A 12530-nucleotide genomic window follows, 5' to 3' on the forward strand; every position below is an offset into this window, starting at 1 on the left:
GGCTCAGGCGCGTAGCGCAGTCCGGGTGTGCTGCCGGTGGGCATCCCCGTGGCTTACGCGGATAGTTGGCACTGTGCAGCACAGAGCTGCAATGGCAGCAGCCCCTGTCCCGCGCCACCGTCATCAGGTCTTCGTCGATCCGGCGTAACAGGGCAAAAAACGCCGGCGTTTGTAGCAAGGCATGGCACACTGCTGAGGTCTCCTTCATTGCTCGACACAATAAAGGCGACATCTTCCCTCAGGCGCGTGCGTGCACGCTCCCTGAGGGAACCCCTCCAGCGTCCATCACCGTTCTTGCTCAAATCCCCGCGCTTTCGGCATCACGAAAGCTGCTTATGCACAGGGCCCGCTGCGCAGCCGCCGGCGGTGTCTGCAACAGCGCATGATGCAGCGCCTGTGCGGCTTTGACGTCGTGCGCGCTTGGCGCGGGTTCCTTCGGGCTCATCATGATTCCAGCCATTTTTTGTCTCCCTTAACCGCCAAGCCGGCTGAGCATGCCGTGGATGGCCTTGATCTGGATGGCTTCGCGGGAATAGTAATCGGGCCGTTCGGCGTCCGCGCAGGTATATCCCCACCAGTCCCAGCACCCATCGGGGTTCTGCGTGAGGCTGTCATCGGTGCCCTCGGCTTGCGGGTACAGCACGATGATGTTGTTGCTGTCGGCAATGCTGTTGTAGCCGGTCGTGGTGATATACCGGTTGCCATAGGGCGGCTGGCTGGCGAAGTCTGACTGCCCGAACGTGAAGTCGATGTAGTTGTAGCCTTGCTTGCAACCATGCAGGACGATATGGACGCGCGCCTCGGCGCCTTCGGCCACCGCCTGCGGTACATAGGCGTAGCCGTACTTGCTCATGCTGGCGCGCGGCTCGTTGCCAAAGAATTCGGTCTGGTCGAATCGCATCAGGCGGCCGCTCAGGCGGTCTGAAGGCGCAGCAAGGTTGCCGTAGATATGCTGCAGGATACTGTGCGACTGGATGAATCCGCCGTTGTTGATGTAGGGCGGCTGATTCGTTTCCAGCGGTGAATCCTCGGCATTCCCGGTGATAATCGAGTGGCCAGCCGGCACGCTGTCATCGTAGTGGATGTCGGTCGTGCTCACGCCAAGCAGGTGGTAGAAATCGCGCGTGCGTGCCACCACGCTCGAATACACCACGCTGTCCTTGCTGCCGGTAAAAATATAAAGCCGATGCCCGGCAAGGTTCGTGATCTCGTCGATGAGACCGTCGCGCGCGGTTTGCCGTGCAAGTTCGGCGAGGCGGTTGGCGTTGGGTGCGTTCTGTGGCACCAGCGGATTCATACATAGATGGAGGGCGTTCAGCTCATACGCGTCTTCGCCTACCGCGGATGCCGCCCGGAAAGATTCGGCGCAACGGTACGGGCCGCCGGCAATCACCCCTGCGCCGCAAAAGCTCGACGAGTGGGCCATATGAAGCTGGACTGTCATGAATGCGCCCGAGGAAAGCCCCGAAACGGAGCTTTCGCCCTTTTTGACGTTATATGCGCCCAGTTTTACGACTTCGCCATCCATATCACCTGCCATGTCAACGCCTCCCTCTTCGAATATTTGTCTGGCACAGGCATGACCGCGCTGCGGCTCTGGCCTCAGGCACGAGGACTCCTGTCATGCCTGAGTTGCCGAACACGGTACCGAAATGGTGCAATGCACCATTGCAATGGTAGTCCAGCTTCAAAGGCGGTGCCACACAAATTTTCGGGGGCGGGTCATGCCGCTGTCATGGCGGCCGGTTAGGCGAGTATCGGAAAGCTGCAAGAGCCCTCGTCGCGAGAGCCGTGACGTCCCGCCAGGCCCTCAGCCCAACCACCGCCAGGCCAGCCGCGCCGCCACGCGCGCGCCCTGATTGTCCCGGTCGTAATGCGGGTTGTATTCCGCCAGGTCTGCCGCGCGCAGCTTGCCGCTGCGGCGCGCGAGCAGGGCGACTTCCTCCACCACCGACAACGGCACGCCGTAGGCGGCAGGCGCCGACACGCCCGGCATCACGGCCGCCGGCAAGGCGTCGAGGTCGATGGTCAGGTACACGTGGTCCGTGGCATCGATGCACGCCGCCAGTTCCGCGAGACGCGATGCCAGGTGGCGCTCCTGCAAGTCGACGTCTTCCACGTAGCTGACGCCCAGCGCATCGGCGCGGCTGAAGAGCGCCGGCGTGTTGCTCAGGCGGCTGACGCCCAGGCAGACATAATCGAACGGCTGGCCGCGCTCCGCGCACGCATTGGCGATCTGGTCGAACGGCGTGCCGGAGCTTGCGGGCCGGCTGGTGCGCAGGTCGAAGTGGGCATCGATATTGATGATGAGCAGGCGCCCGTCATCGTTCCGTGCATCAGCACCTTCATCACCTGCAGCACTTCGCCGACCAGTTCCAGGTCCAGCGCCGAGGTGGGTTCGTCGAACAGCATCACGCGCGGCTCCATGGCCAGGGCGCGCGCAATGGTAACGCGCTGCTTCTGGCCACCCGACAAGCTGGCGGGCATGGCGTGCGCCTTGTGCGCAAGGCCGACTTTCCCGAGCAGGCTCATCGCCTTGCGTTCGGCTTCTTCGCGCGAAGCACCGCGCAGCATGCGCGGGCCCACCGTGACGTTGTGCAGCACCGACAGGTGAGGGAAAAAATTGAACGACTCGAACGCCATGCCCACATCGGTGCGCAACTGGTTCAGCTCGTGTTCCGGATCCGGATGATTGCGGAATCGCTCATTCATCAAAACATCGAGTCCCGGAAAATGGGAATGATGACCAAGGGATAACCCTTAAAACGCGCAGATTCGTCGGCGAAGCGCCCGAAACGCCGCTGCGCGCCTCGGTGTACCGCAAGACTCTCACCACGCGCATCTCCTCCTGGCGGATCCTTCCCTGTCAGATAAGGGAAAGCGCCAGACGCATACGGGAAAGCGGAAAACCAGGTCAGACCCGATGATTCGCCACACAGGTTGTCCCTGCGGCGAGCCCGATCCGCAAGCTGCAGGTGCACGTTCATATTCGACAGAAGACAGGAGACGACATGGCGAAAGTCGTGAGGATTTACGAAACGGGCGGCCCCGAAGTTCTTCGTTTTGAAGACGCCAACGTTGGCGAGCCGGGACAGGGAGAGGTCCGCATCCGTCACGTGGCCGTAGGACTGAACTTTGCTGACACCTATTTCCGCAGCGGCACGTATCAGGTCCCACTGCCTAGCGGCATCGGCAATGAGGCCGCCGGCGTGGTCGAAGCCGTCGGGCCCGGCGTCACCCATCTGACGGTTGGCGACCGGGTGACTTATACGGGCTTCACCAACACGCTCGGCGCCTACAGCACCGAGCGCCTGATCTCTGCCGCGCCGCTGATCAAGCTGCCGCCGGAAATTAGTTGTGAAGCCGCCGCGGCAATGACCATGCGGGGCTTGTCAGCCTCTTACCTGATGCGCCGGATCTGGCCGTTCAAGGCCGGCGACACCATTCTGCTGCACGCCGCGGCGGGTGGCGTCGGCCTGATCATTTCGCAATGGGCCAAGCTGCTGGGGCTGACCGTGATCGGAACGGTGTCTACCGATGCCAAGGCCGAAGTGGCGCGCGCCCATGGCTGCGATTACACGATCAACTACAGCCATGAGGATGTGGCCAAGCGCGTGCGCGAACTGACGGATGGCGTGGGCGTCTCCGTGGTGTTTGACAGCGTGGGCAAGGACACCTTCATGGCCTCGCTGGACTCGCTCAAGCGCCGCGGCCTGCTGGTGTGCGTGGGGTTCGCTTCTGGCCCCGTCACCGGCTTCGATCCGGCCATCCTGGCCCGCAAAGGCTCGGCATACCTGACGCGTCCGGGTCTTGCCGACTACATCGCCGATCCCGCCGAAAAGGCGGAGCTGGTCGATGAACTGTTCGGCCATGTGGCGGCAGGCCGCATCCGCATCGAGATCAATCAGCGCTATGCGCTGGAAGATGCCGTGCAGGCACACCGCGACCTCGAGGCCCGAAAGACCACGGGCTCGTCCATCTTTGTGATTTGACGGTTTCCCGCCCGGGAAACGCGCTTATCCAATTCGACCTTCTCAATATTCACGATTCATCCTGGAGACCCATCACCATGAACTTCCTTGACGGCCACCTGTATCCCGAGAACCAGCAACCGCTGATCATTACGGCTGCTCCGTATGCGCCGGGCTGGATTCCTTCGGACTTCCCGGAAGATATCCCGGTCACCATGGAAGAACAGATCCAGAAGGCGGTGGATTGCTACGAAGCCGGCGCCCGGGTGCTGCATCTGCATGTGCGCGAAGCCGATGGCAAGGGCAGCAAGCGCCTGTCCATGTTCAACGAGCTGATTGCCGGGGTGCGCAAAGCCGTGCCCGACATGGTGATCCAGGTGGGTGGCTCCATCAGCTTCGCGCCCGAAGAGGGCCAGGCCGCCAAATGGCTCAGCGATGACACGCGGCATATGCTGGCCGAACTCGATCCAAAGCCGGACCAGGTCACGGTGACCGTCAACACGACGCAGATGAACGTCACGGAGCATGCCGGCCTGGACGACTTCAAGGGCGTGTCGCGCGGATTCCCGCATCTGTACGACACGTACAAGGACATGATCGTGCCCTCGAATCCCAGCTGGGCCGAGGAACACATCCGACGCCTCACGGCCGCCGGCATCCAGAGCGAGTTCCAGGTCTACAACATCAACAGCTTCGAAACCATCGAGCGCATGATCCGCCGCGGCGTCTACAAGGGCCCGCTGGTGATGAACTGGGTGGCGATCAGCGGTGGCATGGACCAGGCGAACATCTACAACCTGGCCAATATGCTGCGTGCGGTACCCGATGGCGCGGTGGTCACGGTGGAAAGCTCGGTGCTCAATGTGCTGCCCATCAACATGATCGGCATGGCCCTGGGCCTGCATGTACGATGCGGCATCGAAGATGTGCTCTGGAACCAGTCCCGCACGGGCAAGATGAGTTCGGTCGAGCAGATCAAGCAACTGGTGCGCATTGCCCGCGAATTCGGTCGCCCCATCGCAACGGCGCAGCAGACGCGCGAGATCCTGAAGCTCGGCGTGTTCTATGACACCGTGGAAGAAACGCTCCAGGCCAACGGCTTCGCGCCGAATCGCAACGGTGGCCACCAGGGTTTCCTGCGCAAGCACGAGAACCTGCCGGCCTGAGCTTAGACAACGGTTCACGCAGCCTCTTCATGCGCCGAGCTCCGCGTCAGCGTTGCTCATCCCGCGTCGGGCTGCGTGGGCTTTGTAGTTGGCGTGGCTGTGCGGCCAGGGCGATGCATCTGGAAATAGCGCAGGTAGAGCGATCGCCAACAGAAGAACTATATGGAGGGTGACAATGACATTTCGAATGCAAAAACCGCTTGCGGCCACGCTGGGCACGGTAGCGCTTGTGGCATTGTGCGCGTCCGCGGCGGTGCGCGCGGAAGATGCCTGGCCCGCGCGCCCGATCCAGATGGTCGTCGCATCATCGGCAGGCTCGGGAACCGATTCCCTGGCACGCCTGATGGCGCAACGGCTGTCGGTAGCCTTGAAGCAACCGGTCGTCGTTGACAACCGGCCGGGCGGCAGTGGCGTGGTCGGGACCAATGTTGTCGTCAAGGCGCCGTCCGACGGATACACGCTGCTTTACACCACGGCATCGAACATGGTCATCGCCCCGGCCGTGTTGAAGACCATCCCCTACGATCCGAAGAAGAGCCTTGTACCGATCGCCGAAACGGCGGAGGGTGGGGTGGTGCTGCTGGTGAGCAACGATCTGCCGGTTCACAACCTGCCGGAGCTGATCCAGTTCCTGAAGGCGAACCCGGACAAGTACGGATACGCCACGTGGTCCACGGGCTCGTCCGGGCAACTGACGATGGAGTGGCTCAAGAAGCAGACCGGCATGAAGACCGATCACGTCCCGTACCGGACTTCGAATCAGTTGTTGACCGACCTCGCCTCGGGTGTCGTGAAGATCGGCTGGACCGATCCGGGCGCGCCCATGCCGTTCCTGCGTTCCGGCAAGGTCCGGGCCATCGCCATTGCCGGCAATGCGCGTGCACCGCAACTGCCGGATGTCAAAACCATGGGTGAACAGGGCTACAAGTTCGATGCGGTGGGCTGGTTCGGCGTCTTCGCACCAGCGGGAACCAGCCCGGCGATCCTGAAGCGGCTGGCCGATGAGATCAACAAGGTCCAGAAGTCTCCCGATGTCGCCGCCACGATGAAAACCATGAACTTCGGGCCGCCTCCTTCGAAGACCCCCGAGCAGTTCCGCGACCTGGTCAGCCACGACCTGCAACTCTGGTCGAAGATCGCGACCGATGCGGGCATTCAGATCGATTAACGCTCTGATTCCGCTGCAGACCCGCAGCAAATTCAAGCTCTAAAACCGGACGAAGCGCAATCGCTCACCCAAGAGGGGAGGGGTCGCGCTCGTCCCTGCACATGCGCGGCTGTTCTGCGCATAGGGAGGAAATCGAATCTCGATTCGTCCCTTCGAAACGCTTTGACCTCTTGGCATTCGCGCGCCACCAGGTTGAAGACGATAACAATGAGCGTGGAGGAGTTCTGGTGAAAAGAAAGATTCTTGCCCTGGCCGCCGTCAGTGCGTGTGGGGCAGCGAGCGCGCAATCCGGCGTGACCTTGTATGGTGTGGCAGATATCAACGTAGAGTACGTCAACCGCGTCGGCGCCGCCGTGCCGTCGGCCGCCAACGGCTTCCAGTCGGGTGCCGGCCATAGCGTCGTCCGTGAGAACTCCGGTGGGTACTCCGGCTCGCGTTGGGGTCTTCGCGGCACGGAAGATCTGGGCGCCGGGATGAAGTCCATCTTCGTTCTGGAAAGCGGCTTCAATCTCGATACTGGCACGTCGCAGCAAGGCGGCCGTTTGTTTGGGCGCCAGGCCTTTGTGGGTCTTAGCTCGCAATATGGGCAGCTCACCTTCGGCCGGCAATACCATTCGATGTTCTCTACGCTGGCCAACTTCATTCCGGCTCGATATGCCACTCAGTATGAACCCGTTGGCGTGATCGCCGGTGGCAACTTCCGCGAGGACAATGCGCTGAAGTACGTCGGCGTGTTCGGCGGCCTCACGGCACAGGCCAACATGTCGTTCGGCGTAGGGACGACGCTCCCGCAAGTGATCGCAAGCGTTCCAGCCGCCGGTGGCAATGGCGAGGTGCCGGGGCAGTATCGCCGCGACACGGCCTATGGTGTTGGCTTGAGCTATCTCGCCGGGCCGTTTGGGGCAGGCGTTGCCTATGATCAATGGAATCCGACGATCGGCACCGGCAGCGGTACCTTCAGGAAGGCGGCCGTCATGGGCAGCTACGCCATCAATGGCACGGCGAAGATCATGGGCGGCTATCGTTGGGGCCAGAACAAGAACCAGAACGATGTCGTGACCCTGCGTGACGATTTCTATTGGATTGGCGGTCAGTACCGGTTCTCTCCTGCACTCGACTTCACGCTCGAGTATGACTATCAGAACGTGAAGAGCCTCGGCGGTAATGCGCACGTTGCCAATCCCTGGCAGGTCGCGCTGATTGCCGACTACTCGCTCTCGAAGCGGACAGACATCTATCTGACCATGGCCTATGCAAAGAACGCCGGCCTGGCGATGGAATCGGCAGCGAGCAATTATGCGACCAGCCTTACGGTCAACAACTACACGCTCTCCAATGGCCAAAGCTCGATGTTTGGCGCCGCGGTGGGTATCCGCCACGTGTTCTGAGGGCGGCTCTGAAGCGCAAGCGGCATGAGTTCCACCGGAAATGCCGATGCCAGGCCGATGCCAGCCTGGCACTTTCCTCGGCATTTCCGGTTTCAAAGGTTCGACAGGTAGCCCCTGTGGAACCTTTGTCCTTTTTTGATGATGCGGGTTTCAGGGGATGCGCGGCTGTGGTCTGCCTTGGACGAACCACGCGAGGGACGAAGCGGCGCAGGACTGTGATTGCGCCTCTCCTTGATGCTTTGGTGCGTGACGACGCCTTGAGACAGGCAGCTTACGCAGCAGTCTTCCCGCCGTTTACGTGAAGGATCTGGCCCGTGATGTACGTCGATTGGTCGGATGCCAGGAAGACGATCGCATCAGCCACTTCTTCCGGCGTGCCGACGCGTCCTGCGGGGATCGTTGCTGCGACGGACGCTATCCGATCCTCGCCACCGGCAATGCGGCCGAGCATGGCCGTTTCGATCGGGCCTGGCGCCACGGCGTTGACGCGGACATTCGATTGGATGGCATCGAGCGCAGCCGACTTGGTAAGGCCCTCGACCGCGTGCTTGCTGGCCACATACATCGGATTTCGCGGGTTGCCGCGGCTGCCCATCGTGGAGGAGAGATTGACAATCGCCCCACGCTTTTGCGGGATCATCGCCTGTAGTTCGTGCTTCATGCAGAGGAACGTACCAAGGACATTCGCATCGAAAGTCGTCGTGTACGACGCGACTGTTTGCTCGACGATCGATCCCGGTGTTCCTTCCGTTCCGGCACTGTTCACGGCAGTATCGAGGGATCCAAAGCGTTCGACGGCATGCCTGACAAGACGGATGACATCGTCTTCACGGCTGATGTCGGCCGCGAGGAAGTCCGCTTCCGCGCCCATTTGCCGGAGTTCCGAAACGAGGGCGTCTCCGGCAGCGGCATTCCGCCCGGAGCAGACCAGCCGCGCACCTTTGGCTGCGAAGGCAAGCGCTGTCGCGCGGCCGATGCCTGCGGTGGCACCGGTGATCAGGACAACAGGATGAGACATGGGAATTTCCTGGAGTGAGTGAAGAGAAGCGATTCGACCAATCAGAACGCGACAGCGTCCCGGCCCTTCAGCTGAAGCATGTCGCGGGCCTCGTCAGGCGTGGCCACCTCGAGGTTCAGTGATTTCAGAATGCCGACAACACGCTTGACCTGATCGGCGTTACTGGTGGACAGCCGGCCCCGGTCTTCCCACAGCGAATCCTCCAGGCCGACGCGAACGTTTCCGCCCATGGCAGCGGCCATCGAGGCAATCGGCATCTGGCTTCGGCCGGCGCCAAGCACGGACCAGTAGTAGTCCTTGCCAAACAGGCGCTCCGCGGTGCGGCGCATATGCATGACATCGTCGGGGTGCGTGCCGATACCGCCGAGCAGGCCGAATACGGACTGGATGAAGAAGGGCGGCTTGAGGATGCCTCGGTCGATGAAATGCGCTGCGGTGTAGAGATGGCTGGTGTCGTAGCACTCGATCTCGAAGCGCGTGCCGTTGCCGGCACAGGATTCGAGGATGTAGCGGATCTCCTTGAACGTATTGCGGAAGACGCGGTCTTCGGAGCCCTCGAGGTAAGGGCGTTCCCAGTCGTACTTGAAGGTCTCGTGCCGGGCGAGCATCGGATAGAGGCCGAAGTTCATCGAGCCCATGTTCAACGAGGCAACTTCCGGCTTGAGCTGCAGCGCCGGTTGCAGGCGTTCCTCCACAAGCATGTTGGGGGCGCCGCCCGTCGTGAGATTGATCACGACGTCGGAACGCGCTGCGATCCGGGGAAGAAACTCGCGGAAAAGCGCGGGATCCTGTGATGGCTGGCCATTCTCCGGCCTGCGCGCATGGAGATGGACGATTGCGGCGCCGGCCTCTGCAGCCGCAACGGACTCGTCTTCGATCTCCCTGGCGGTAATGGGGAGATGAGGCGACATCGTCGGGGTGTGAATACCGCCCGTCACGGCGCACGTGACGATCACTTTGTTCTGTGGTGCTGCCATGGTGGATGCCCTTCGCGCTTTGGCTGGGAATGCACGGCTTCGTGCGACGTTGCCATGCTACGAAACATTGCCGTCGCTTGCCGCAACGGCGCCCGCAATGTCGCTAATTGGTAAGTGAATGTCCTCGCCGAGTAAGCGTGGAAGCCTGGAACGCCAGATACTGGGCCACCAGAAAGTCGGACAGACGGAATCAACCGGACTGCAGGAGACACAGCAATGAAGATCAGGCAAATCACCCCCGCCATTGGTGCCGAGATTTCCGGCGTGAACCTTGGCGAGGCGGCACGCGATCCGGCACGTTTCGCCGAGATCAGGGCGGCGCTGCTCAAGCACCGGGTGCTCTTCTTTCGCAAGCAGGAGATCACCCGTGCCGATCACGTGGCCTTCGCAAGCGGCTTCGGCAAGCTCGAAGACCATCCGGTTGTCGGCAGCGTTCCCGATCACCCGGGCCTCGTGAAGGTCTACCGCAGCGACAACCCGCACAGCTTCGAGAACAGCTATCACTGCGACGGCCTGTGGCGTCCCAATCCGGCCATGGGCGCAGTGCTGCGCTGCCTGGAATGTCCCGAGATCGGCGGCGACACCATCTGGGTCAATATGGTGAAGGCGTACGAGGAACTGCCCGATGACATCAAGAAGAAGATCGACGGGCTACGCGCCAGGGCCAGTATCGAACACAGCTTCGGCGCAGTCATGACGCCGGAGAACCGCGCCAAGCTGGCCCAGGATCATCCTCCGGTGGAACATCCGGTGGTGCGCACCCATCCGGAGACCGGGGAGAAGATCCTGTTCGTCGGTGCCTCGTTCACGACGCACTTCACCAACTACAGCACGCCGGACAATGTGCGCCACGGCATCGACAAGTCGCCAGGAGCCTCCCTGCTGCTCAACTACCTGACCAGCCGCGCCACCATTCCCGAATACCAGGTGCGCTGGGCCTGGCAGGAGGGCGACGTTGCGGTCTGGGACAACCGTAGCACGCAGCACTATGCCGTCAACGACTACTATCCGGCGCCGCGCAAGATGGAGCGCGCGGGCATTGTCGGTGATATCCCGTACTGATTCGACGCCAGGCTGGCAGAACGACTTGTTGCGCGCAACGCGCGGCGGGACAAGGGCACCATGAAGGCGATCTGGTACGAAAGACAAGGGCGGGCGGAAGACGTATTGGCATTCGGCGATCTGCCCACGCCGCAACCGGCCCCCGGCGAAGTCCGCGTGCGGCTCCATGCGTCGGCCGTTAACCCGGCCGATGCAAAACGGCGAGCGGGACGCATGCATGGTGGCATGGAGTTCCCGCGCATCATTCCGAATAGCGATGGCGCGGGTGTGATCGACAAGTTGGGGCACGGCGTCGATCAGAAGATGCTGGGCACGCGGGTCTGGCTGCATTTCGGGCAGCGCGGGCGTCCGTTCGGTACGGCGGCCGAGTACATCTGCGTGCCGCACGAGTTGACCTCGCCACTGCCCGAGCATCTTGACTTCGCACAGGGTGCCTGTCTGGGCATTCCGGCGATGACGGCCTATATCAGCCTGTTCCAGCGCGGAGCCATCCAGGGCAAGTACGTGCTCATTACCGGCGGTGCGGGAGCTGTTGGGCACTACGCTGTGCAACTCGCCAAGTGGGGCGGGGCGCATGTCATTGCCACCACCAGCTCCGAACGCAAGGCCGCCCACGCTGCAGCTGGCGGCGCGGATGCAGTGATCGACTACCTCGCACCGGATGCCGCGCAGCGGATTCTCGATGCCACTCACGGGCAAGGCGTTGACCACATAGTCGATGTCAATGCCATCGACAATTCGGGGCTGTGCTTTCAGGTAGCCGCCAATCATGCGCAATGGGTCTCGTATGCCAGCGGTGCCGGCCTCGAGCAGGCGTTGCCCTTGGTCACGCTGATTCGCAAGAACCTCTGCCTGCAGGGACTCTATCTGCCGGGCTTGCCCTATGAGATGCGCTGGATCGCGCAGGAAGGCTTGTCGCGCTGGATGCATGACGTCCCGGATGCCATTCACGCCGTCGACAGCGTGTTCGACTTGCGAGACACCGTGAAGGCTCACCAGGCTGTCGAAGCGGGCAGCAAGCTGGGCACCGTTGTTGTTCGATGTGATACGGCGCAGGCCGACACTGACCGTGCTCGCTGACGGCTGTGTCTGTACTCACGCGTCTTCAAACCAAACGAGGAATACAACGCTCATGACATCTGGAAATCAACCAACGGTTGTGATTGTTCCCGGCTTTCGCGACCACATGCCGGAGCACTGGCAGTCGCTGTTGGCAGAACGCTTGCAGCAGCAGGGAAGAGCGGTGCGCATCGTGCCACAGATTGATCACGACAAGAGGTTGCGCCGTGCCAGGGTGGAGAACCTCGAACGTGTCGTCAGCAGCATCTCGGGGCCGGTCATTCTCGTTGGCCATAGCGTGGGCTGCCTGATCACCGTTCACTGGGCACAGGAGACGCAGTGCGCGGTGCAGGGCGTATTGCTTGCCGCGCCGGCCGACTTCGATAGCCCGTTGCCGCCCGGATACGCGGATCCGCAGACGCTGGCGGATGAGGGATGGACCCCGATTCCGCGGCGGCCCCTGAAATTCCCCAGCATCGTGGTCGCGAGCCGCAATGATCCGCTTGGCAAGTTCGAACGAATCCGCGAGATGGCGCAGGCCTGGGGCAGCCGGTTCGTCGATGCCGGGGAAGTCGGACATCTGGGACCGGTGGATGGCTATGGAACGTGGCCGCTGGCAGAGGAACTCGTTCGGGAACTCTGAGCAGAGGCGCGGCCCGGTGCTGGTAGCTGGGCCCGCTCATCGAGCGCCTGACCGGTCCGATGCCGCGATGTTCGCAGC

The 12530-nt window shown here is 62.1% G+C and carries 11 protein-coding genes and 2 pseudogenes; 7 read left to right on the plus strand and 6 right to left on the minus strand.

Annotated features, from left to right (window positions below; all coding sequences use genetic code 11):
• Window positions 1-298: 298 nt before the first annotated feature.
• The 4 genes and pseudogenes from K309_RS41910 to K309_RS37315 all read right to left on the minus strand — a co-directional run.
• On the minus strand, window positions 299-460 hold the full coding sequence (locus K309_RS41910; RefSeq protein ID WP_156914447.1) for a hypothetical protein: 162 nt from the start codon (window positions 458-460) through the stop codon (window positions 299-301).
• A 12-nt stretch (window positions 461-472) separates the two neighbouring features.
• Entirely contained in the window at window positions 473-1540 is a 1068-nt protein-coding gene (locus K309_RS0124670; RefSeq protein ID WP_029048890.1) for an extracellular catalytic domain type 2 short-chain-length polyhydroxyalkanoate depolymerase, read from the minus strand.
• Between the two features lie 270 nt (window positions 1541-1810).
• Window positions 1811-2338 (minus strand): annotated as a pseudogene (locus K309_RS37310) (formimidoylglutamase); the annotation flags it as partial.
• Window positions 2320-2679: pseudogene (locus tag K309_RS37315) on the minus strand (ATP-binding cassette domain-containing protein); the annotation flags it as partial. The pseudogenes K309_RS37315 and K309_RS37310, both read right to left, overlap by 19 nt.
• A 332-nt stretch (window positions 2680-3011) precedes the next feature.
• Between K309_RS37315 and K309_RS0124685 the strand changes: the two are divergent.
• From K309_RS0124685 to K309_RS0124700, 4 genes are all read left to right on the plus strand, one after another.
• Window positions 3012-3992, plus strand: a complete 981-nt coding sequence (locus tag K309_RS0124685; protein WP_029048892.1) for a quinone oxidoreductase family protein — start codon at window positions 3012-3014, stop codon at window positions 3990-3992.
• Between the two features lie 77 nt (window positions 3993-4069).
• On the plus strand, window positions 4070-5137 hold the full coding sequence (locus K309_RS0124690; protein WP_029048893.1) for a beta-keto acid cleavage family enzyme: 1068 nt from the start codon (window positions 4070-4072) through the stop codon (window positions 5135-5137).
• Window positions 5138-5312: 175 nt separating this feature from the next.
• A complete protein-coding gene (locus K309_RS0124695; RefSeq protein WP_029048894.1) occupies window positions 5313-6305 on the plus strand; it encodes a Bug family tripartite tricarboxylate transporter substrate binding protein in 993 nt (330 codons plus the stop codon).
• A gap of 227 nt (window positions 6306-6532) precedes the next feature.
• Window positions 6533-7693, plus strand: coding sequence for a porin (locus K309_RS0124700; protein WP_029048895.1), 1161 nt, complete (start codon window positions 6533-6535; stop codon window positions 7691-7693).
• Between the two features lie 271 nt (window positions 7694-7964).
• Here the strand turns inward: K309_RS0124700 and K309_RS0124705 are convergent, their stop codons facing one another.
• Together K309_RS0124705 and kce are read right to left on the minus strand one after the other, a co-directional pair.
• Window positions 7965-8711 (minus strand): SDR family NAD(P)-dependent oxidoreductase, encoded by a 747-nt coding sequence (locus tag K309_RS0124705; protein WP_029048896.1) that lies wholly within the window; start codon window positions 8709-8711, stop codon window positions 7965-7967.
• 41 nt (window positions 8712-8752) lie between these two features.
• Entirely contained in the window at window positions 8753-9688 is a 936-nt protein-coding gene (kce, locus tag K309_RS0124710; RefSeq protein ID WP_029048897.1) for a 3,5-dioxohexanoate:acetyl-CoA acetone transferase, read from the minus strand.
• Window positions 9689-9904: 216 nt separating this feature from the next.
• Between kce and K309_RS0124715 the strand changes: the two genes are divergently transcribed.
• The 3 genes from K309_RS0124715 to K309_RS0124725 are packed head-to-tail and all read left to right on the plus strand — an operon-like array spanning window position 9905 to window position 12452.
• Window positions 9905-10750, plus strand: a complete 846-nt coding sequence (locus tag K309_RS0124715) for a TauD/TfdA dioxygenase family protein (protein WP_029048898.1) — start codon at window positions 9905-9907, stop codon at window positions 10748-10750.
• A gap of 60 nt (window positions 10751-10810) precedes the next feature.
• Window positions 10811-11830, plus strand: coding sequence for an NADPH:quinone reductase (locus tag K309_RS37320; protein WP_035878341.1), 1020 nt, complete (start codon window positions 10811-10813; stop codon window positions 11828-11830).
• A 52-nt stretch (window positions 11831-11882) separates the two neighbouring features.
• On the plus strand, window positions 11883-12452 hold the full coding sequence (locus K309_RS0124725) for an RBBP9/YdeN family alpha/beta hydrolase (protein WP_029048899.1): 570 nt from the start codon (window positions 11883-11885) through the stop codon (window positions 12450-12452).
• Window positions 12453-12530: the final 78 nt, after the last annotated feature.

The organism is Cupriavidus phytohabitans (assembly GCF_000426345.1).
Lineage (GTDB): Bacteria > Pseudomonadota > Gammaproteobacteria > Burkholderiales > Burkholderiaceae > Cupriavidus.

Excerpts from the sequence above, each read along its gene's own strand:
- kce (WP_029048897.1), bottom strand. The coding sequence starts at position 9,688 with ATGGCAGCACCACAGAACAAAGTGATCGTCACGTGCGCCGTGACGGGC.
- K309_RS37320 (WP_035878341.1), top strand. The coding sequence starts at position 10,811 with ATGAAGGCGATCTGGTACGAAAGACAAGGGCGGGCGGAAGACGTATTG.
- K309_RS41910 (WP_156914447.1), bottom strand. The coding sequence starts at position 460 with ATGGCTGGAATCATGATGAGCCCGAAGGAACCCGCGCCAAGCGCGCAC.
- K309_RS0124685 (WP_029048892.1), top strand. The coding sequence starts at position 3,012 with ATGGCGAAAGTCGTGAGGATTTACGAAACGGGCGGCCCCGAAGTTCTT.
- K309_RS0124670 (WP_029048890.1), bottom strand. The coding sequence starts at position 1,540 with ATGGCAGGTGATATGGATGGCGAAGTCGTAAAACTGGGCGCATATAAC.
- K309_RS0124705 (WP_029048896.1), bottom strand. The coding sequence starts at position 8,711 with ATGTCTCATCCTGTTGTCCTGATCACCGGTGCCACCGCAGGCATCGGC.
- K309_RS0124695 (WP_029048894.1), top strand. The coding sequence starts at position 5,313 with ATGACATTTCGAATGCAAAAACCGCTTGCGGCCACGCTGGGCACGGTA.
- K309_RS0124725 (WP_029048899.1), top strand. The coding sequence starts at position 11,883 with ATGACATCTGGAAATCAACCAACGGTTGTGATTGTTCCCGGCTTTCGC.
- K309_RS0124690 (WP_029048893.1), top strand. The coding sequence starts at position 4,070 with ATGAACTTCCTTGACGGCCACCTGTATCCCGAGAACCAGCAACCGCTG.
- K309_RS0124715 (WP_029048898.1), top strand. The coding sequence starts at position 9,905 with ATGAAGATCAGGCAAATCACCCCCGCCATTGGTGCCGAGATTTCCGGC.